Below are 20,494 nucleotides of genomic sequence, written 5' to 3'. Positions count from 1 at the left end.
ACACCATGATCCACCCCATACCATTCCCTGACCGCTCTGCCCGAAGCGATGGTGCGGTAAAAGAATACTCATGATCTGGTTTCTGCTCTCCCTGGGCGCCGCCTTTTTCCTGGCCACGAATTCCGCATACGTGAAGCGCTTTTTCCCCGATGTCTCGCCATGGGATTTAGCCCTCATTCCCATAATCTATGCCATGCCGTTCTGCGTGGTCACGCTGCTCTTCATCGACATACCGCCCATCGGCCCCGGATTCGTCCCGACCTTGGCATGGGTCCTGCCCCTGATCATGGCAGCCATTGTCCTCCATTTCAGGGCCATCCACGTATCCCCGCTGTCACTGACCCTGCCGTTCCTGAGCTTCACCCCTGTCTTCGTGTTGTTCACAGGCGATCTGATCCTGAACGAACAGATCAATTCCAATGGCATCACAGGCATACTTCTTGTGGTCGCGGGCGGGTACATCATCAATCTGGATGCCGTGAGAAACGGTTTTCTCGGCCCCCTCAAAGCCATCTGGCATGAACCCGGTTCCGTCATGATGCTGATCGTGGCCGCCCTCTACGGACTGACTTCCGTAGGCGGCAAGGTCATCATCCTCGAATCCTCCCCGCTGTTCGCCGGAACTGTCCTGCTCTGCGTATACGGTATCTTTCTGACGCTCATCCTTGTGGTAACCAGCAAGGCCTCCCTCAAGGCAATCCTTCGTAAACCCCTGCTCGGTTTCGGTGCGGGACTCATTCTTTTCCTGGAACTCATATGCCACAACCTGACCATATCCATGGTAACGGCAGCCTACATGATCACCATCAAACGCATGGCAGGCATCTTCTCGGTCCTGTACGGCTGGCTCCTCTTTCGCGAACAGGGCATACGCTACCGACTCCTCGGCACGGCCATCATGACCGCCGGAGCAGTCGTAATCGGATTGTTCGGATAAAAAAAGCCCGGATGATCCGGGCCGATTTCTTTATGTTCATCTCAATTGGCATCACGTCAAATAACGGTAAAAATCCCTACCCAGCTTGTGCATAGGCAAAACTTTGCCTTCCAGTATCAACCCCTGGGGAATGAACTTGTCGCCCAGGAATTCAATCGGCGGCTGGAACCCGTTCTCACTGGCCAGAATCACGGAAGCATGGGTAGCGGCGCTGTGCGCAATCACCCCTTCAGGAAAGAACATGGCATTACTTACGCTGTCGCCCACCGCAGCAAAGAACGCCCTATACTTGTTGAAACAGTTTTCGGCACACAACGACTGCTGTATCCCGGCCATGACCTCGTTGGCCACATAGTTGGCCGTCCGCCCCCGCACCATGCCATAGGCGTTTTCCTTGGTGGGATCAGCCAACATGACGCTGCCCGCCCCCAAGGAATGGACGAGATCGTGGGTACGCTCGCCGGACACGGGGTCGGTCTGGTATCCCAAGGTCTGGATGTCGGTAAAACCATTGCGTCTGGCCAATATCTGCAAGGCCAGAAGCATGATGCCGGTACCGGCTCCGATGTCCACACCCACGAACGGGCCGCCTCCCCCCTGCCGCATGTCCGCCCGGCCGATGACCGCACGCATGACATGGGCCGCACGAGGCGCATCCGCCAGCACTCGCAACACGGAGGACCACATCCTGAGCCGATTCATGATCTCGATGTTGTCGGTGGGTTCATTCATGCTCTGATGCCGAGAGAACTGCTCGTACAACTCCGCCAACTCCGCATAGGGAATGGGGTCGTTGTGCGCGCCTTCGTGCACGTAGGAGAAGAAATATTTCACGGCAACATTGAGCAGCCCCGTGTCGGAAAGCGGCTCTTCAGGATCGCACAGCCGCTCCACAATCACCGCCAGACTGTCAGGCGAATAAAAATCCGGGGCGATACCCGCTCCCAGAGTCTGAATGGCTGCCGTGAAATTCCTGGCCTGGATACCCGCGGACGCAAGAGGAGACCAGGTCAGCCCCGTGGCGAAAGTGCCGCAATCCTGCGTGCTTCGGTATTGGATGTCTATCTTGTTCATAATTGTATGGCGGAGTTCTCGGTTGGGAAAATGTTGCCGTCGAGTTCACATCTGCACGGACTATACCGCGCATGCCAAAATGCTCATGAAAAATGTATTTTATTAAGAACACCCACAATACCGGCATCCAGTGGATTGCATTCGGGACAAATACCAAAAAAGCCGACCTCAATGAGGTCGGCTTAATTCTCTGGAGCGGGAAACGAGATTTGAACTCGCGACTTCAACCTTGGCAAGGTTGCACTCTACCACTGAGTTATTCCCGCTTAGTGGAGGCGACATCCGGATTTGAACCGGAGAATGGAGGTTTTGCAGACCTCTGCCTTACCACTTGGCTATGTCGCCATAATTTGGAGCGGGAAACGGGATTTGAACCCGCGACTTCAACCTTGGCAAGGTTGCACTCTACCACTGAGTTATTCCCGCTCTCAAAAGCGAACCACTGTTTACCCGTGCCCTGTTTGGCTGTCAAGCGGATTTTATTTTTTTTCCACTTTTCCGAGCGACTTGAACTGTTTGATTTTTTTAGCCTAATGGAAAGACTTTACTTTTAGAACCTTTTTGGTATACCAACGCGGTTTAATTCAGTACAAAAGGGGTTATACCCTTAGCTCCTCAACAGAACGTTCACTCTCAGAGGGGAGGTAATATGGAAACGAATGATCTGAAGTACTTTAAGGAAACCCTGAACGGAATGCTCGATGATATCCTCAAGAAAAGCGAGGCTACCATTGAAGACATGACGGAATCAGGTGAAGTGTATGCCGACCCCGCAGACAGGGCGACCGCTGAAAGCGATCGGGCCTTTACCTTGCGTCTGCGCGACCGGGAACGAAAACTGATCAAAAAGATACAGAAAGCCATCAACCGTATCGAAGACGGCGAATTCGGCATTTGCACGGATTGCGGCGATGACATAGCCATTCCGCGCCTGAAAGCCAGACCCATGACCACGCTCTGCATCAACTGCAAGAGCAAACAGGAAGAAGACGAGGCCGTTCGCGGCGACTAGCCGCCGACCTTCGCACTTACCGGGCCAGCCATGGAAGCCAATTTCTTCCGCTTCCTTTGCGCCGAACTCGGGTCTACGCTGACCGGTCGCCGAATCGACAAGGTCTTCTCTCCCATGCCCGGAACCTGGGTCCTGAATATCCAGAACACGGGCGAGCCGTTACATCTGCTCTTCAGGCCCGCCAAATTGGCGGGCCATTTATTTTTATCCGCCGTCAAACCGGCCAATCCGGCGACGGCTCCTGCCATGGCCATGTGGTTCCGCAAACGGCTCAGAAACCGCAAAATCCTGGCCGTCCACCAGGACTGGCCATCCTTGCGCCTAGCTCTTGAGTTGACACCCAGAACCGACCCTGACGGCAAGACATTCCTGGTCCTCGACTGCCGGACAGGAATGACCCTTGCCGACGATTTGGACCAGGGGTTCGGACAACAGCCCGAATGGCCCGCCCTGGAAGACGTCCGGCACGACCCGGACATCTGGCGCAGCTATCCGCACATTTCGCCGCTGCTGCGCAAGGCCGTCGGCGCACTTCCCGAGGACGAGGCGCATTCTCTCTACTTCACCGTGGCCACCGGCGGCAGCAGCACCTTCCACCTTCCTCGGACCAAAGACGGCTGGGCGCCACCGCTGGCCTGGACTGCCAGCGGAGAGGAAGAATGCTTTGCTTCGGCCCTGGACGCAGCCAACGCCTACGGCGAACGCACGCTGTTTCCCCTTCTTGAGATGGAAGAGGACAAACCTCAGGCCACCCTCCTCAAGCGTGGCAAAAAGAAAATCCAACGGAGCCTGGCCCGCCTGGACCAGGAAGAGGCCCGCCTGACCCAACTCTCGACCGAACAGATCAAGGCCGAGGCATTACAGGCCGAACTCTACCGGTTCAAGGACAGCGTGGGACTTGAAGAGATTACGGTCATCCATCCGGTACACGAGAGCATGACGGTACCGCTCAATCCGTTTCTTTCTCCCACCGAGAACATGGAGAATTACTTCAAACTGGCGAGTAAGGCCCAACGAGGATTCCCCCATCTCAAGCGCCGTCGCCGCCTGCTGCTTGCGCAACTCGAACAGGCCGAAAACGGCACCCTCGAGGTGCACCCAGCCGTAGCCCAGAACACCGCCCCTCCTGCGGACGGCCCCACAGTCCTGCCCAAACGGTACAGGGGGCTGGCCGTGGCCCTGTTCCGCTCCACCGATGGTTTCACCATCATCCGGGGCAAGAACAAGAAAGCCAACCACGACATGCTGAGCAAGGCGGCCAGTCCTTTCGACTACTGGTTCCATGCCGAGGACGGTCCCAGCTCTCACGTCATCCTGAAACGTGACCATCCGAGCCAGGAAGTGCCGGACACCACATTAACCGAGGCCGCCATCCTGTGCGGACTGAAAAGTTACCGCAAGGACGACGGCAAAGCGGACATCATGTACGCCCTGGTCAAGGACGTACGAAAGGTCAAGGGATTCAACCTCGGACAGGTGGTCGTGGACCGCAAGCTCGGCACCCTGCGCGTGGACCTTGATGCTGCCCTGGAAAACGCGCTCAGCTGATTTTGCCCCACAGCCCCACGGACAAAAAAAAAGAGGCATGGTTTCCCCCATGCCCCTGTTCCTGAACCAAACCGTTGTCTCCCCTGAGCGCATTACCGTCTTGAGACAAGACTTGTTACCGGTATAATATCACATTATTCCGGCTAGATGCTTTAAACGATCCGGTTGAGAGTCCTGTTTTCCAGCATATTCAGGGCAAGTCGCTTCTCTGTATCCATTCGGTTGGCGACGCTCTGCTGCACCCGCTCGGTAGAGGACCCGAACTGCCCTTTCCTGGTATCATAGACGCCCTTGATGAGCATGGAATTGAAATCCTCATCCTGCCCGTCGCCTACAAAACGATCAATAACCTTATTGAAAATCCTGGCAGCGCCCGTGGGACCGTGCTGGACCGAAGTGGACCACAGCACTTCACGTAGGGCGGACGGCGCATTGTCGAAATCCAGCCCCGTCTGTCTGAGGATCATTTCCCTGGCGGGCATATACGTTTCCTGTGCAATGAAATCGTGCTGAACCTTCTCGAACTTCGCGGGATTCTCTGCGGCAATGGCCTTCCATGCGGCGGGCATGCCGCCTTCCACGGAACCGGTGTCAGCCGGTCCGGCACTGCGCAGCCTGTCTGCCCATTCGGGCGACTCCTTGTCGAGATAGGTCAGGAACCTATCCATGGTGCCGGGCTTGGAAGCAATCTGATACTTCCCATAGGAAGTGCCGCCCACCCGATCATATCCGACAGCCCCTGCACCGGCCTCGCCGGATTCAAACCGGGCAGACAGCTCTCCGGGAACATGATACGCCTTTCCGGGCGGCGAAGCCTCCCTGACCCGTTCCATCGGTTGACCATCAACATTCGCCCGCCCACGCTGCAGGCCGGATTCGTTGCGCATCAGCCGGGAAATAGTCGCCAAGGCTTCAAGCATCCTTGAATCATTGATCATGGAGACGTCGAAAGAGCCGGCAGAAGGCTCATCGCCGTAATCCTCCGCCCCGTCTCCAAAAAGATTCTGCGCCATGTTCATCTGGTTGTCGAAAGCGCTTTGAAGATGCGCCAGACGCGCACCTCCCTGCACGCCGGGAGCGGTCCCGGTTGCACCTTGCACGGATTTCAGGGCGTCATATTCGCCGATCTTGCCAAAAGACATGCAGCACTCCTACGTCAAAATTTTGGCCTGAACAAAGGCCTCCACACGTAGGAAAGCAAATGGTGTGCCTATCAACACATCAGCTTGAAATTAAAAGATAATCAGAAAGCAGGGAAGAGAGAGGCAAATCGGTCATCAGACTGCATGAACACCGCCAGCTTTCGATGCCCGGAAGGAAAGGCAAAATTCTTCAAGTCGTCGGGAGCCATGAAACCGCCTTCCACTGCCTCGTTGAAGACAGGCTGTGCCTCATTGCCGATCACCCGGCACAAAAAGCAATGCATGGTCACACGATAACGGGTGTAGTTATACTTGATCACCGTGATCTTCTCCACAGGCCTGACCGTCAGTTCCACCTCTTCCATGAATTCGCGAACCACGGCCTGCTCAGGAGTTTCCCCCTCCTCAATGCCCCCGCCGGGGAATTCCCACAGACCGGGCCACACATCGCCGGGCTTGCGCTTCTGAATGAGCATCCTCCCCTGATGCACGAGCACGCCCGTGGCCATGTTGATGCGAAGGATTTCTCTGGAGGCAGGCAGGACCGGCCTGAGGGCCACTGTGCCTGCCCCCAATGCCTGACAATGATCCTGAACGGGACATCTCCCGCAATGGGGGCTCTTGCGGCACACCAAAGCGCCCAGCTCCATGACAGCCTGATTGAAGTCTCCGGGCCGATCATCCGGGATAAGTCGTCTGACCTGCTTTTCGATAGGGTTGCGTCCGGCCTTGTCCCGGACAGACTCAGCCACATCGAGGAGCCTGGCGAACACCCGGAGTACGTTGGCATCCACGGCTGGCTCGGACTGCCCGAAGGCGATACTGGCCACAGCCCCGGCCGTGTAGTCGCCCACACCGGGCAGGGAACGGATATCCGCAAAATCCGAAGGGAATATTCCACCAAACTCGGCCTGAATGAGTATGGCCGTTTTGTGCATGTTCCGGGCGCGCGTGTAGTAGCCAAGCCCTTCCCACAGATTCAGAACCTCATCTTCACTGGCATTGGCAAGGGCCGGAATGTCGGGAAACCGCTGCATCCACCGGGCATGGTAATCCACCACACGATCGATCTGGGTCTGCTGGGCCATGATCTCGGAAACCCAGACAGCATAAGGTTCCGGACGCTGCCGCCAGGGCAGGTTCCGACCATTGGCGTCGTACCAGTCGAGCAGTTGCCGAGTGAATGATATCCCGTTCATGCCGGGATTCTCTTACCCGCCCTTGGCCTGATTCGCAACCGCTTCGGCAGCCTTGGCCGCAGCCTCCTGATCCCCCAGGTAGTAATGCCGAATGGGCGTCAGGTCGTCGTTGAGTTCATAGACCAGCGGCAATCCCGTGGGGATGTTCAAAGCAGTGATTTCCTCGTCGGACATCGTGTCGAGATACTTGACCAACCCCCGAAGAGAGTTTCCATGGGCCACGATGAGCACCCTCAAACCGCTGGATATTTGAGGGACAACGACATTGAACCAGTATGGCATGGTACGATCTATGGTGAGTTTGAGACTTTCACAACGAGGCAGTTCCTGCGGAGTCAGATCGCTGTATCTGGGGTCCAACCCAGGATACCGTTCGTCATCCGGCTCAAGCTCCGGCGGTGGAATGTCATAACTGCGCCGCCAGGTGAATACCTGGTCATCTCCGTATTTCCGGGCTGTCTCGGCCTTGTTCAACCCTTGGAGCGCGCCGTAGTGTCGCTCATTGAGCCGCCAGGTGTTGGAGACCGGCAACCACATGAGATCCATCTCGTCCAATACGAGCCAAAGTGTGCGGATGGCCCGCTTCAACAAAGAGGTATGGACGACATCAAAGGCGAAACCTTCTTCCTTGAGCATTCGCGCACCTTGGACAGCCTCGCGCTTCCCCTGCTCTGTCAAATCCACATCCGTCCATCCGGTGAACCTGTTCTCCAGGTTCCACTCGCTTTGTCCGTGCCGTATCAATACCAGCTTGTGCATGACGCCTCCGCTTCAAATCCGGTTTATGGATTTGCAGCATAACCCGAGACAGCGGTTCTTGAAAAGGTGGAAAAGGAATGAATCAATATCGTTTTGGAGCCGTACCGCGCATCTCTTCATCAAGTTGGTCGAAGAGTTCACGCTTGCGCTTGTCGAATGTAAGAGCACTCTTGACCGCAGCCAACGCCACGGAGCAAATGCTCAAAATGATGACCAATCCCTTGGAAATCTCCCAACGTTGACCGGGATCGTTGATCATATCGAGAAAATAATTTCCCTGAATATCCCTGGTAAAATATATCAGCGACGGCAGCCCCACGAGCAGCAGACCAAGACCAATGATTTCAAGCCAGATGAAGTTCCGCCCCAGCATGAGGACGAACAAGGTGGAATCCCGGATGATGCGCAGGGTGACCAGCCGACTCTGAAGGCTGTCTATATGCTCCCCTATCTCCTCGACAAACCGTAGTGACTTGCGGAAATTGTCCGCCTCCTGAAGGCGCTGCGTCTTGATCCAGTTGATCTTGTCTACACAGAAATTGAATTCCTTGTTGAACTCAAGCAACAATTTGGGGAAAGGAAACCAGGCGGCCTCCTTCTGTATGTCGCGCACACGGTCCGACAGGTGCTCGATATTGCTGTTTATGCGCTTGATCTCCCGCTTGACCTCCAGGTTCAAAGTGGCCTGAAATTTCTCCGCCCCCCGAAGAAGTTGGTAATATGCCACATAGTTGGAGGTCGTTCCGAGCTGTTTGAGGCGATCCAGTTCTTCGCTGGCCGTCTCGAAATAATTATGATTTTCATCAAAACGCTTGGAGATGTCGTCAGTCAACTGATCGACTTCGGCCCGCGTATTCTCCACAGCCTCTTCAGCCGAAGCCCATTTCTCCCATAATGCGTTCATGAGCTGCACCCGGCCTCTGTCCATCTCCGGATCAACAAGAATCCGATTGAAAACATGCGGATCACGGCTGATGAGATCGAAAAGGATATCCATGGCCTGACCGGAGAAACCCATCTTCACCATGCATACGGCCTGCCGGTACACAGGCTGTACCCATGTCGGCGAAAGGGTGTTGGCGTGTTTGTAGAGATTGATGGCATCCTTGTAATCGCCCCCCACTTCCATGAGCCGCGCCTGCAAATAAGCCATGCAACCTTGCTGCAACGGGGTATAACTGGTCCGCTCGGCTTCCTGCCAATGAAACAGGGCTTGATTTTTGTCACCCATCTCCATGTGCCAGAACCCCCACAATGCGTGGGGTTGATAGCTTCTCGGAGATTTCAGCTGGGCTTCCTTGAGCACGTGCTCGGCCTTTTCCAGGTCGCCATTCTCGATAAGTGCCAAGGCATCCCAAATAGACTCCCCTTCCTGTGGGGCCAACTGCTTGAAGCCTTCGTCCCACTCCTTGCTGCGACTGCGCCAGACGAGTTTCTGGGTCCGAAGTTGGGCCGGGAAATTGATTTCGAAAACAGCCCGGGCCAAGATGCTCTTGAGGCTGTCCTTGGACTCCATCAATCGGGCGATATCGGTGACGAAATTATCTGCGCTCACATCCGCATCAATGCCGGCAAAACCTTCGGAAAAATCCTGGACGTTGGCCCTGGCCAAAAGATTCCATACTTGCGGCTGAAGTGTCGCGATGTGTTTGGATGGACATTGCTTCGGCGAATGGTTCTTCAGACCACAATAAAAACACTCAGCCCCGTCCTCTCCCACCATTGCGTTGGGCAAGGCCACCTGCATGGTCCCATACCCCATGCCCTCCTCGCCTTCCTTGAGACTGATGGTACACCAGGAATCCAACGAAACCTGGTTCGTGCCGTACCTGGTTTCGTTCATACGAAACCACGGAGACAGAAGAAATCCGTCCATGAAGCGAACATGAGGATAATCGGCACTCATCCGGTTCCAATCCAACTCCACCTTTTTCGACAAATCCGCCGTAAAATGGAGATTTCCCTGGGGCATGGCAACCATGACAATGGGCCAATTCTTCTTATCCGGATTCTCCTTGTTCTCTTTTATCAAACCCATGATTTCCATGGAAAATGAACGAAGAAGACGGAAATTATCCAAAGGAAAGAGGAGGGCTCCCTCCTTGACGTCGGATATATATTTGAGTCCGAGCTTCTGAAGCAATTCGATGATGTCGGCCGAAAAATCCCGCCAGCCAAGGATGCTCTCCTTGTCGGACATCCTTCCCAACGGCTTGATTATGAAATACCATTTCCTGAAAGATTCATAGTCCAGTGCCTGATCGGCCACCAGCCGCAACCACTCCACATTTGCAAGCCCCTCGACCCCGCCCAGAGGTTCAGTGGTCAACCCTTGTACGGATTTGATTTCATCCTTGAGCTTCGGATGAACAACAACCTCGAAACCGCTTGGGGTTCCCGTATTCTGGCGGTCCAACTCAACGGAAAGGGAAACGGTATATTCGAGGTCGTACCCAACCAGGAAAGTCAGTGGAACAAGCTGGCAAAACACCTGCATGGGATTGACGCGCGCCCATACCTGCAACCGCGCTATGGCGCGGAACACCTCTGCCGTGTTGCAATACCACAACGCCTGGTCCGTATCTCGGGCCACGCACAAGGCACCGTATTCCTGAAGCGTGTTGTCAATGGAGTTGTGCAACTCGCCTTTCCAGGCCACCCAGATGCCGAACCCCGAGGCAACCAGCCTCGACTGTTTTATTTCGGGAAGCTTATCTATGAGTTTGGCAATTGCCGGCACGTGTCCACCTCAAGCCCCAGACAGGCATTATTCGTCAACAATGAAGCATACAGGGGGATTGTTCACCACCTGTATGCGCTAACACAATGTATTCAGGGGAATATCTTTCCCGTCCCTCACCTTGCAAAACAGATTCCAAACACGATCTGCTTCTGCACTTTTCCCCCTCTTTTCACACCCTTGCATATAAATGGCAACCTTTGTCTCCAACGCATTCAGGGCGGCTGCCTGCTGCATGTCGTCAAGTTTTCGACTTTGCAGGATTTTTACCAGCGCACGGATGCGGTGCAGGTCCGCACAAGGCACAGCTACGGACAACTGATCCGGCCTGCCGCCATGTTTGAGGGTCAAAGGTTCCCTGACCAACCCCACAGGAAGGTGCAGGCAGGCCCGCAACCACATGTCATAGTCTTCACACGACGGCAGACTGACGTCGAACGGCCCCATCAACTCCCATGCCTTGCGGGTAAACATGGTGCAGGACGGACTGATCAGACACATTTCCAGTGACGCTTCAAAAAACCACCCTTCGGGTTTGGCGTACTTGGCGGGTTGATTGACCCGTTTGCCACCTCGAAACCATATTTCTTCAGTCTGGCAGATTTCGTATCTGTTGTCGTACATGTACTTCAGTTGTGTTTCGAGCTTGTGCGGCAGCCACTCGTCGTCTGAATCAAGCAAGGCAAAGACCGTACCCATGCTTTCGGCGATGCCCGTGTTGCGCGCCCCGGAAACGCCCTGGTTTTCTTGAAATTGATAATAAATGCGCGGATCGTCATACCGGGCCAGAACCTCCCGGGTATTGTCGGTGGAACCATCATCGATGATCCGGCATTCCCAATTCCTGTATGTCTGAACCAGCACCGAATCCAACGCCTTGCCGATGAACTCTGCCCTGTTGTATGTGGGCATGATTATTGATACCAAACTGTGTTCCATATATTTAAGCCCTTGCGTTCCCCGGCTTGAACTGTCATGTTGTGTATCCAACAGTCCACCTAGGCGCAATTAATGAGAATATTTCAAGTCATCAATGTCCGCTGGTACAACGCCACCGCATGGTACGCCATCACCCTGAGCCGCCTCCTGGCCAATGCGGGCCATGACGTCACAGTCCTGACCCTGGCGGGGACCCAAGCGGAAAAGGCAGCCAAGGATGCCGGGTTATCGACCGTTGCCGTCGATCTGAACACGACCAACCCCGTGCGCTTTCTTAGCGCGACCAAGCATATCATACAACTCCTGCGGAAGCACCGCCCTCAGATCGTCAACTCCCACCGGGGCGAAGGCTTCTTTCTCTGGGGTCTGCTCAAGCTTGCCGGCTTCGGATTCAGGCTGGTGCGCACCCGAGGCGACCAGCGCCCCCCCCGGAGCGATGCCATCAACCGCTGGCTCCACGCAGGCGTAGCGGACGCAGTAGTGGTTACCAACCGCCGCATGGCCGACTATTTCCTGGAAAAAATGCGCACCCCCGGTCACGGATTATGGCTCATCCACGGCGGTGTGGACACGTCAAGATTCTGCTTTGACCAGGCTGGTCGGGATCGGGTCAGAAACGAGTTCGGCTTCAAACCCGATGACTTGGTCGTCGGCCTGCTCGGTCGATTCGACCGGGTTAAGGGACACAAGGAAACCATTGAGGCCATAGCCCGTCTGCACAAAGACGGCATGAGCAACATCCACCTGTTTCTAATCGGATTTGATACGGCTATGACCAGCGAGCAAATCCAGGCACACATCAAAGAAGCCGGCATTGAAGACATCACCCGGATCAGCGGCAGGCGCGACGATGTCGGAGCCTGTATCAGTGCCCTTGATATCGGCGTGGTGGCCTCACTCTGGTCAGAGACCATTGCCCGGTCCGCTCTGGAAATCATGGCAGCGGAACGCCCTCTGGTCTCCACCGACGTAGGCGTCATGCCCGATCTGGTCAGCCCTGCGCTCTTGACCAAGCCCAAAGACATCCAAGGACTGGCCCGAACCATCGGCATGGTGGCACGGCAACCCGATTTGCTGAAAGAAGTGCTCGTGAACCAGAAACGAACCATGTCGCAACTGACTCTGGATGAATTCCTCAAGCGGACACTGAACCTCTACCAAAGTCTGCTCGACGAAGACTGAGCTCATCACCCTCCGAACAATTCTTTGGTTTTTCTAATCTTCTCCGCTACGGCCAGGATGGTCATGGCGTAACTTTCCGAATGGTTATAGCGGTAGATAACCCTGAGCTTTTCCTCATGGCTCAACGAATCCTTCCAACCATGACTAGCAACGAAGTTGGCCATGCTGTACAAGGCATCTCGTGTTTCAAACAGGTCTATACGCCCGTCCCCTGAACCATCCCTGCCATAATGTTCGACGCTGGTCGGCATGAACTGGCACAGCCCGATAGCTCCGTAAACCGAACTGGGTATGGTGAGCGGATCCTGACCATTGGCCTGGGCATATCGCATCAGGGCCTTGAGTTCTTCATAAGCCCAATTTCCCTTCTGCTCCGTACGCTTGATCAACCATTGCATATCCTCATCAGAGATGTCGGAACGTTCGATGTATGGTTTGATAAGTGCAAAATCACGAGACAAGGCCATGGAAGCCAAAATGGTGAATCCGTTATTACTGCCGACGCTCATTCCGAGACGGGTCTCAAGCAGCATCAACGCAGTCAACACCTCGCCCGGCACACCATACTGCTCGTGGATCAAGGTCATATCCGCACGATGCTCACGATAAAACGCATAGGCTCCGGCAATGAGAAGCGGATTGAGATATTGATCCATGACTTCAGGTTCCGCTGACGGACCGGGCTCACGAGTGGACAGTTTCGTGTTGAGCAACACATTCATCTTTCGGGCCATGATGGTCGGAGCGAACTCCAGATCGGGACTGGAAAATAGGTAGGCTACCCTCCGACGATCAAACCCGTCTTTCACAAGCTGGTCAACCAGAGGCTGCCACAAGGTATCGGCACAACCAGGAGAACCAAGCAATGCGGTGCATACAAAAACGGCGGCCAACGAAGTAACGATGGCCGCGCGTATCATGCGCCTGATTGAGAGTGCGTCAAATTCGGTCCATGGGAACAAAACCCATTTCCTCCTCGAAGTCATCGTCCATTTCGGCCGAGTACTCCCTGAGATCATAAGCTGCCCCGCAGGACGGACATCGGAGAACCACTTCCCGACATCCCCGGTGTGCAGTCAAATCCAGCCCGCACTGGGCACATTCCATGCCCCGGGCTTGCCAAGAACGCTTACGGTGGGAGAACATGATTCTACTTGGCTTCTTTCAACCCGAGATTCTTCTCACCCATGGCAACATACAATGCTGAAACAGCAGTGCCGTAGTCGGCCATGGCCTGAGACAGCTGCGCCTCGCTGGCGGTCAACCGCTCCTGTGCGTTGAGAACGTCGGTGTTCGTGCCGACCTGGGCCTGATACCGCGCAACAGCCATGCGGTATGCCTCTTCGGCTGCAGCCACGGACTTGTCTGCCACGGTGATACGGTCAGCGGCTTCCTGGATATTCAAGAGCGAACGCTTCACTTCAAAACCCGCATTGAGCCGGGTATTTTCCAACTCCGCTTCCAACTGCTTCACCGTCTCTTCATACTGCTTGGTATCGTAGTAATCGTGACCCCATTCAAAAAGGGTCATGGAAGCACTGACGCCGGCAGTCCAGTATTCGCTTTGTCTATGAGAGTATGAACCGCCACCGCCCAGGCCGGGATCATCACCTCTATTGACATAGTCCCATGTAGCGTCGACCGAAGGATAGAAACTGCTTTGAGCAATGGTGACATCTTTCTGGGAAATTTCCACGCTCTTCTGACCGATGAGCAGGTCGGGACGGTGGGCGTATGCACGGGTCAGACAATCTTTGAGTCCCAGGGAGAACGGAACATACTTCAACTCACCGATGTACTCCACAGGAGTTTCGATGGGGATATTCAACAGGGTATTGAGCTGCGCCTCCTGAGTGGAAACGTTGTTTTGAGCCTTGAGGAGATCCTGCTTGGAAGTGGCCAGATCAACCTCGGCATCCAGAACCTCGGACTTGGGCCGCAGGCCGACTTCATAAAACGCACTGGTTACCTTGAGCTGGGATTCGAGACGCGCCACGGAATCCTCGGCGCTCTTCACGTCCATCCGAGCCTTGAGCAGGGACAGAAAATTGGATTGGACACTTTCGACCAGGGAAAGTTCCACATTCGTCAGAGAAGCCTCGGTGGACTCCTCGTTCAACGAGGCCTTCTGCCAAGTGGCCAGAAGATTGAATCCCTTGAACACCGGCTGGGTGAGATTGACCGATCCGACCCAATCATTCTCTTTGCCGCTGTATGTGTATTCACGGTCATAATACGTATAACCATAGCTGCCGCCAAGAGCCGGACCAAAGCTGCCCAAGGCCGAACGGGTACCATACCCCGCCCCTTTCAATTGGGCACGGATGGCAGTCATGCTCGGATTAAACTCCAACGCCCGCTGCACGCTCCGTTCAAGATCAAAGGGACCGGAAATGGAGGGCGTCGCATCATCTCCGGCATTCATGGCAGGATCAGCATCCTGAGCATAGGCAAGTCCGGCAGTGGCCAAAAGGCTTACTACAATCAATACCAACAAAGAAAACCGTTTACGGTTCATAGTGAATTCCTGCTTGTGTATTCTGAGTCCAGTTGAATCAACAACAATTAATAACCTACTTCACTACCAACTCTTTTCCGACGCTGCAAGCCAAAATGAAATCACTCATTTCGCAGAGCAGCGCAGTCCGACGGATCGCCCTGCAATTTTTCCAACGTATGGCGCAATGTCGGCAACAACGGTTCCAGACACTCGGCCACGGCCTTGGGGCTGCCGGGCATGTTGACGATCAACGTATGGGCCAGAGTTCCCGCCACGGCTCGGGATATGGCTCCATGCGGAGTCTTGGAAAGGCTGGCCGCAGTCATGGCCCGTTCGAAACCGGGCAGCCTTTTTTCAATGACCGCCAGGGTGGCCTCGGGGGTGATATCGCGTGGTGCGACGCCTGTGCCGCCCGTGGTCAGAATGAGGTCGAATCCCTGGTTCAGAGCGAGATCGACCAAAAGTCCCTTGAGACGGTCCGTCTCGTCAGGGATGACAAACCCCTGGACAAAGGCCAAATCCAGCGTCTTGCCGACAAGCTCACCCACCAACGGGCCGGACTCGTCCACGCGCTTTCCCTGCGACCCCTTGTCGCTCAATGTGATCCATGCCAAAGTAGCCCCGGTACGCGAAATCGTGAAAACCCCGGAGCCCGGCTTCATGTCCTGAAGGGCCTCGACCAGGTAGACCGGGCGTGAAGCGGCTCCTGCGCCGCCGGGCCACCATCCGGCCGACTGGACCAGAAAGGCCCCGCTTTCACACGAAAGCCGCTCTCCAACGCGCAACCCCGGCCTGACATCGGCCGTCAGTATGCTCCCAACCGGAAGATCGTCAGATGAGGCGCACAGGGAGAGACGATCTCCCTTGTTGACGGCAGCCGTCAGTTGATAACGTACCGTGATATCGGACATATATCCTCCAAATGCTTGATCAGGCCAAAAGGACCGACAGTATTCCCGCCACGAACACGCCGCCAAAGACTCCCGGTCCGCCGATGGAAACCTGCTGGGTTCCCACGCGATTCCTGAAGCGCGGCACCAAAAGCGGAATGATGTTGCCGCCGAGCACAGCCCCCATGGTACCGGCTACATAGGCAGCCACAGGCCTAAACTGCTCGGGAACAAAAAAATAGACACAAACAAACGTGATCAGGGCAGGCAAGGCCAGAGGAATGCGCACCCCGGTGTAGGGGTCGGGCTTGGCCAGGACATAACATCCCCCGGCCACCATGACCATGACAAAGACTATCCAGGGGTAGACTCCGTCAGCCTGAAAGATCATATGCTGCCGGAGGATAAACGTCAGGCTGAGCAGAAAAGGCAAGATGAATCCACCCACGTTGACGGCGAAAACCTGTTTCTTCAGTTCGTTGGCGCTCTCTTGCTCTATCTGAACGGGCCGTCCCGCCTCGTCCATGCCATAGCTCACCGTGCGCGGCTTTGATACCACGACCAACCGCTCACTGGTAAACACCGGAATGTTCACCAACCGCCCCACCAAGATGGCCGCAAACATTAAAACGCCCTGAACCGGAGTCAGCCCGAGCTTGGAGAACGCCTCTGCAACAATGGATATCGGCAAGAATATGAATAGGATAAAGAGAAAAACGAGCATGAACAGAAACAGCAGCACCGGAAGGAATCCGCCTGAATATTGAAAATAGGGATACATATATATTCACCTTTGTTCCAGACTGTTGCAGGTCTGTTGCTTTTGCTTTTATCCCGGCCCTATAGTAAGGGATTGGCCATGCAGTTGGGATGTATCCTAACTTGATATCGAAGTAAATCACAGCACCCATGAGGCATCCATGAAAGGCATCATCCTCGCTGGCGGTTCCGGCACCCGCCTCCACCCCCTGACCCGCGTTGTCAGCAAGCAACTGCTGCCCGTTTATGACAAGCCGATGATCTACTACCCGCTGTCCACGCTCATGCTGGCCGACATCAGGGACATCCTGATCATTTCCACGCCGCACGACCTGCCCAATTTTCAAAAGCTGCTCGGCGACGGCTCCCAACTCGGTCTCAATCTCTCCTACCGAGAACAACCGAACCCCGAAGGATTGGCGCAGGCTTTCCTCATCGGCGAAGACTTCATCGGCAATGACAATGTCTGCCTGGTTCTGGGCGACAACATCTATTACGGTCACGGACTCGGCTCCATCCTCAAAACGGCTGGCAGGCTGCAAAAGGGCGGCATCGTCTTCGCCTACCTGGTCAAGGACCCGGAGCGCTACGGCGTGGTTGAGTTCGACAAGAATTTCAAGGCGCTGTCCATCGAAGAAAAACCGGTGAAACCCAAATCAAAATATGCTGTCACCGGCCTCTATTTCTACGACAACGATGTCATTGAAATGGCCAGATCCCTCAAGCCGTCTGCCCGAGGAGAACTGGAGATAACCGATATCAACAAGCTGTATCTCGAAAAAGGCACCCTGGAGGTCCAGACACTGGGCCGGGGCTATGCCTGGCTCGACATGGGTACCCATGAGTCCCTGCACGGCGCAGCCAGTTTTGTACGGGCGGTACAGGCCCGGCAGGGATACGTCATCTCCAGTCCCGAAGAGATCGCCTACCGCATGGGGTTCATCGACCACTCGCAACTGACCATGCTCGCCGCTGCCATGAGCAACAACGACTACGGCAAGTACCTTCTGGAAGTGGCCGAGGAAGAACCGGGGATGTCCGCATAACCGAACAATAGAATACCGCCTCCACCAATGGTGGAAGCGGTTATTCACGAAACATGGAAACGCGACCGGATGGTCGCGTTTTTTTTAATGACTAGTGATGATCCGAATGCATGGCCTCACGAACACGGATGATACCGATGGTGACAATCCATGCAAGATAGATGAAAATCAGGGATACACCGACAAAGCCGGGGCCAGAGCTGTGAGCCATTCCGGAAAGCAGTTCGCCAATCATGTTATTCCTCCACCCTTTTAAGCTTGAAAAGATGTATCTTCTTGCCTTTCAAAACGGCTCATTGTCAACCCCATTCCGAAAATTACAGCGCCTCTTTTCAATCCTGGCCCCCTGCTCCCTTGTCAGAACCGTTTCTTTTCCATACAGTTGCGCCAAAGTTCGATGAATTGCATCCCAAGCGGTGAACCATGGGCCTTATAGACACTCTCAAAGAATTTCTTTTCAAACCAGGCAAAGGCCAACCCGCAAAACGGAAAAAAACCGCTGCTGGTGACATATCTTTGAAGCATGGCAAAAAAAAGACCGTTAAAAAAAGCAGGCAGGGATCTCCCAAAGTAACCGAGTCCATCCCCCTCGACTTGAAGGACAAGCCCAAGGGCCGAAAGAAATCCCACCAGGTCACAGTCGATCCCATTGACGAAACAGCCCTCGGTTTCAGCATTTCCCTTAAAGACGATCACGTCAAAAAACGCCACTCCTTGCGCATTTCCGTTAAGGGACTGAAGGTCTTTATCCCCCGGCTCAAGAAATCGTTCGAAGTGTCCGACATCAGTCCCACTGGGCTGGGCTTCAAATTCGAAAAGCCCCGCATCAAGGGCGGAGTCAAACTGGAGATGGACATCGTTTTAGAGGGAAAGAAGGAAGCTGTAGGTGTATTATGTAAGGTCATGCGTCACGAACGCGGCAATGTCGGCTGTGCTTTCGTGGAACTGGACCGGGCCCAGGACGATGCGGTGCACAAAATCGTTCTGATCGGCCAAAAACAACAGGCTGAACGAAAGAAGGCCAAAAAGGATGCGGAATTCAAGATTCCGACTTAAAATCTACGCCCCCCTTGAAACCAGTTACGCCTTGTCCTTCAATTCCGTAATAAACGACTCAAGATCATTCGGGCCACCCGGTTCGTGATCTTCAGGATAGAGCAGTGCCGTCATGAAAAACACACTGCCGATGCGCAGGGCCGCGCTGGCACTCATGGAAAACCGTTCCAGTCGCTTCGCAATCTCGTTCCCGAGAGTGCCGTCGACCTTCTCCGTCAACTCCCAGGCATCCTTGGCCAACTCTGCCAACAATTTGGCTTTTTTTTCCAATTTCGCCTGAAAGGCCGTCTGGCCGTCGCTTTTCAGGGCAAGTTCCCCTTCGGCTTCTATCTCTTTTACCTTCGCATTAACGGCTTCGAGATACTCTATCAGATCGAGCACAGCTTGATTAGGCATATCATTCTCCTGTTTTTTTCGGAGCATAACCATGAAACAACAGGATAACAAGGGACTCCCCATATCTATGGGCAACCACTCAGGAGGCAATTAAGCTTTACATGCGGCTCAATAGATTTTACCTCAGAGGGTCCCTGTAAAAGAACATCTCGGAGGAGATTCAAGGTGAGTATACTCTCTGCCAGCCTCGGGCTGACACGCTACCGCATCATCGAGGAAGTATCCAACGAACTGCTTCAAAAAGTACCAGACAAACTGAAGCAATTCTGCATGGTTGACATTGACGGCACCGCTGACGAACGCTCCTTCGGCTGGACCAATATCGACGACATGCTGGACATGAACTGGACCCAGTCGCCGCCGGAAAAGGCAGACTACTTCGCTTTCGGTCTGAGGCTGGACACCCGTCGCATCTCCCCTGCCGTACTCAAAAAACACAACACCATAGCTCTCAACAAAGAGCTTGAGCACAACAAGGAGCAGGGCAAGAACTTCGTATCCCGCGACCGCAAGCGCGAGGTCAAGGAACAGGTAACCCTCAGGCTGCGTGCCCGCACTCTGCCCATCCCGGCCGTGTTCGACATCATCTGGAACCCCGCGGCCAACCGGATATACCTGACCACAACCAACGCCAAGGTATGCGCCTTGTTCGAAGACCAGTTCACCCTGACCTTCGACCTTCACCTCGAACCGTTGACCCCGTTCTTCATGGCCATGGACATCCTCGGCGAAGAGGCAGCCCCCAGACTCGAAAACCTCGACCCCACCATATTCGTTTAAGGAGCGCGCCATGGATCTTTCACTCGTCGAACGCGAAAACACCCTGCTTGGGCAGGATTTCCTGACCTGGCTCTGGTACAAGACAGACCGCGACACCATTCTTTTTGCCCTTAAGGACAAACGGACCTTCACCTTGCAAATGGAACAAAAGCTTTCGGTCCAGGGCGGCGAAGGCGAAACCAAGGCCACGGCCACAGTCTCCAGCCCTGCCGGGGAGTTGTCCGAGGCCAAGACCGGCCTGAGTACCGGCAAGAAGGTCAGCAAGGCGCAGTTGCTTTTTGCCATGGACCAGGACAACTGGCTGGTCACGGTGAACGCCGCCGACTTTGGCCTGTCCGGTCTCAAGACCCCAAAAATAAATACTAAAGACGATGATGGCGACGACCCGGATGCCAAGTTCCTGGAAAAGCTCTTTCTCGTGGAACGGTGTCTGGAGATGTTCGACGTGGTCTACAATGAATTCCTCAAGCTCCGCATGAGCAAACAGTGGGCCGAAGAAGCGGCCAGCGTGAAACTCTGGATCAACGGATAGCCC

General features: G+C 54.7%; 22 protein-coding genes and 3 tRNA genes. 8 read left to right on the top strand and 17 right to left on the bottom strand.

Annotation, left to right across the window (positions count from 1 at the left end; genetic code table 11):
• The first annotated feature begins 70 nt into the window (after positions 1-70).
• Positions 71-937 (top strand): DMT family transporter, encoded by an 867-nt coding sequence (locus tag DWB63_RS06355; protein ID WP_128327979.1) that lies wholly within the window; start codon positions 71-73, stop codon positions 935-937.
• Positions 938-988: 51 nt separating this feature from the next.
• Here the strand turns inward: DWB63_RS06355 and DWB63_RS06350 are convergent, their stop codons facing one another.
• From DWB63_RS06350 to DWB63_RS06335, 4 genes are all read right to left on the bottom strand, one after another.
• Positions 989-2,011 carry a hypothetical protein gene (locus DWB63_RS06350; RefSeq protein ID WP_128327978.1) on the bottom strand — a complete coding sequence of 341 codons (1,023 nt, stop codon included), beginning with the start codon at positions 2,009-2,011 and terminating at the stop codon, positions 989-991.
• A 191-nt stretch (positions 2,012-2,202) separates the two neighbouring features.
• A tRNA-Gly gene (locus DWB63_RS06345) sits at positions 2,203-2,277 on the bottom strand.
• Between the two features lie 4 nt (positions 2,278-2,281).
• Positions 2,282-2,356: transfer RNA gene (locus tag DWB63_RS06340), tRNA-Cys, on the bottom strand.
• 6 nt (positions 2,357-2,362) lie between these two features.
• A tRNA-Gly gene (locus DWB63_RS06335) sits at positions 2,363-2,437 on the bottom strand.
• A 223-nt stretch (positions 2,438-2,660) separates the two neighbouring features.
• Between DWB63_RS06335 and dksA the strand changes: the two genes are divergently transcribed.
• Positions 2,661-3,023, top strand: coding sequence for an RNA polymerase-binding protein DksA (dksA, locus tag DWB63_RS06330; protein WP_128327977.1), 363 nt, complete (start codon positions 2,661-2,663; stop codon positions 3,021-3,023).
• 30 nt (positions 3,024-3,053) lie between these two features.
• On the top strand, positions 3,054-4,571 hold the full coding sequence (locus DWB63_RS06325; protein WP_128327976.1) for an NFACT RNA binding domain-containing protein: 1,518 nt from the start codon (positions 3,054-3,056) through the stop codon (positions 4,569-4,571).
• Positions 4,572-4,723: 152 nt separating this feature from the next.
• Here the strand turns inward: DWB63_RS06325 and DWB63_RS06320 are convergent, their stop codons facing one another.
• The 5 genes from DWB63_RS06320 to DWB63_RS06300 form a co-directional block, all read right to left on the bottom strand.
• Positions 4,724-5,713, bottom strand: a complete 990-nt coding sequence (locus tag DWB63_RS06320) for a hypothetical protein (RefSeq protein ID WP_128327975.1) — start codon at positions 5,711-5,713, stop codon at positions 4,724-4,726.
• Positions 5,714-5,814: 101 nt separating this feature from the next.
• Positions 5,815-6,912 carry an A/G-specific adenine glycosylase gene (mutY, locus tag DWB63_RS06315; RefSeq protein ID WP_128327974.1) on the bottom strand — a complete coding sequence of 366 codons (1,098 nt, stop codon included), beginning with the start codon at positions 6,910-6,912 and terminating at the stop codon, positions 5,815-5,817.
• 12 nt (positions 6,913-6,924) lie between these two features.
• A complete protein-coding gene (gene gpmA, locus DWB63_RS06310) occupies positions 6,925-7,671 on the bottom strand; it encodes a 2,3-diphosphoglycerate-dependent phosphoglycerate mutase (RefSeq protein ID WP_128327973.1) in 747 nt (248 codons plus the stop codon).
• 82 nt (positions 7,672-7,753) lie between these two features.
• Positions 7,754-10,411, bottom strand: a complete 2,658-nt coding sequence (locus DWB63_RS06305) for a tetratricopeptide repeat protein (protein WP_128327972.1) — start codon at positions 10,409-10,411, stop codon at positions 7,754-7,756.
• Positions 10,412-10,489: 78 nt separating this feature from the next.
• Entirely contained in the window at positions 10,490-11,323 is an 834-nt protein-coding gene (locus DWB63_RS06300; protein ID WP_241648663.1) for a glycosyltransferase family A protein, read from the bottom strand.
• 99 nt (positions 11,324-11,422) lie between these two features.
• On the opposite strand from DWB63_RS06300, the gene DWB63_RS06295 reads away from it, so the two are divergent.
• Entirely contained in the window at positions 11,423-12,532 is a 1,110-nt protein-coding gene (locus DWB63_RS06295) for a glycosyltransferase family 4 protein (RefSeq protein ID WP_128327970.1), read from the top strand.
• A 5-nt stretch (positions 12,533-12,537) separates the two neighbouring features.
• Here DWB63_RS06295 and DWB63_RS06290 read toward each other — a convergent pair whose 3' ends face one another.
• From DWB63_RS06290 to DWB63_RS06270, 5 genes are all read right to left on the bottom strand, one after another.
• Positions 12,538-13,452, bottom strand: a complete 915-nt coding sequence (locus DWB63_RS06290) for a lytic murein transglycosylase (protein WP_241648662.1) — start codon at positions 13,450-13,452, stop codon at positions 12,538-12,540.
• 19 nt (positions 13,453-13,471) lie between these two features.
• Complete coding sequence (locus tag DWB63_RS17515) at positions 13,472-13,639, bottom strand: dual CXXC motif small (seleno)protein (protein WP_277749739.1); 168 nt, start codon at positions 13,637-13,639, stop codon at positions 13,472-13,474.
• 43 nt (positions 13,640-13,682) lie between these two features.
• A complete protein-coding gene (locus tag DWB63_RS06280) occupies positions 13,683-15,020 on the bottom strand; it encodes a TolC family protein (RefSeq protein WP_241648661.1) in 1,338 nt (445 codons plus the stop codon).
• Between the two features lie 131 nt (positions 15,021-15,151).
• The gene (locus tag DWB63_RS06275) at positions 15,152-15,943 is read right to left on the bottom strand and encodes a MogA/MoaB family molybdenum cofactor biosynthesis protein (protein WP_128327966.1); all 792 of its coding nucleotides are present in this window, start codon (positions 15,941-15,943) and stop codon (positions 15,152-15,154) included.
• 19 nt (positions 15,944-15,962) lie between these two features.
• Complete coding sequence (locus tag DWB63_RS06270; RefSeq protein ID WP_128327965.1) at positions 15,963-16,703, bottom strand: DUF1614 domain-containing protein; 741 nt, start codon at positions 16,701-16,703, stop codon at positions 15,963-15,965.
• 139 nt (positions 16,704-16,842) lie between these two features.
• Between DWB63_RS06270 and rfbA the strand changes: the two genes are divergently transcribed.
• Positions 16,843-17,727, top strand: coding sequence for a glucose-1-phosphate thymidylyltransferase RfbA (gene rfbA / locus DWB63_RS06265; protein WP_128327964.1), 885 nt, complete (start codon positions 16,843-16,845; stop codon positions 17,725-17,727).
• 91 nt (positions 17,728-17,818) lie between these two features.
• On the opposite strand, the gene DWB63_RS17240 is transcribed toward rfbA, so the two are convergent.
• On the bottom strand, positions 17,819-17,962 hold the full coding sequence (locus tag DWB63_RS17240; protein ID WP_164879797.1) for a hypothetical protein: 144 nt from the start codon (positions 17,960-17,962) through the stop codon (positions 17,819-17,821).
• Positions 17,963-18,084: 122 nt separating this feature from the next.
• Positions 18,085-18,423 carry a hypothetical protein gene (locus tag DWB63_RS17235; protein WP_164879796.1) on the bottom strand — a complete coding sequence of 113 codons (339 nt, stop codon included), beginning with the start codon at positions 18,421-18,423 and terminating at the stop codon, positions 18,085-18,087.
• An 18-nt stretch (positions 18,424-18,441) separates the two neighbouring features.
• Between DWB63_RS17235 and DWB63_RS17230 the strand changes: the two genes are divergently transcribed.
• On the top strand, positions 18,442-18,783 hold the full coding sequence (locus DWB63_RS17230; protein WP_164879795.1) for a PilZ domain-containing protein: 342 nt from the start codon (positions 18,442-18,444) through the stop codon (positions 18,781-18,783).
• Between the two features lie 24 nt (positions 18,784-18,807).
• Here the strand turns inward: DWB63_RS17230 and DWB63_RS06255 are convergent, their stop codons facing one another.
• Positions 18,808-19,179 (bottom strand): hypothetical protein, encoded by a 372-nt coding sequence (locus DWB63_RS06255; protein WP_128327962.1) that lies wholly within the window; start codon positions 19,177-19,179, stop codon positions 18,808-18,810.
• A 165-nt stretch (positions 19,180-19,344) separates the two neighbouring features.
• Between DWB63_RS06255 and DWB63_RS06250 the strand changes: the two genes are divergently transcribed.
• Both DWB63_RS06250 and DWB63_RS06245 read left to right on the top strand, forming a co-directional pair.
• Positions 19,345-19,959, top strand: coding sequence for a recombination-associated protein RdgC (locus DWB63_RS06250; protein ID WP_128327961.1), 615 nt, complete (start codon positions 19,345-19,347; stop codon positions 19,957-19,959).
• 10 nt (positions 19,960-19,969) lie between these two features.
• On the top strand, positions 19,970-20,491 hold the full coding sequence (locus DWB63_RS06245; protein ID WP_128327960.1) for a hypothetical protein: 522 nt from the start codon (positions 19,970-19,972) through the stop codon (positions 20,489-20,491).
• The last annotated feature ends 3 nt before the right edge of the window (positions 20,492-20,494 follow it).

This window comes from Pseudodesulfovibrio sp. S3 (assembly GCF_004025585.1).
Taxonomy (GTDB): Bacteria; Desulfobacterota; Desulfovibrionia; order Desulfovibrionales; family Desulfovibrionaceae; genus Pseudodesulfovibrio.
This window is presented reverse-complemented; position numbering and strand designations above follow the sequence as displayed.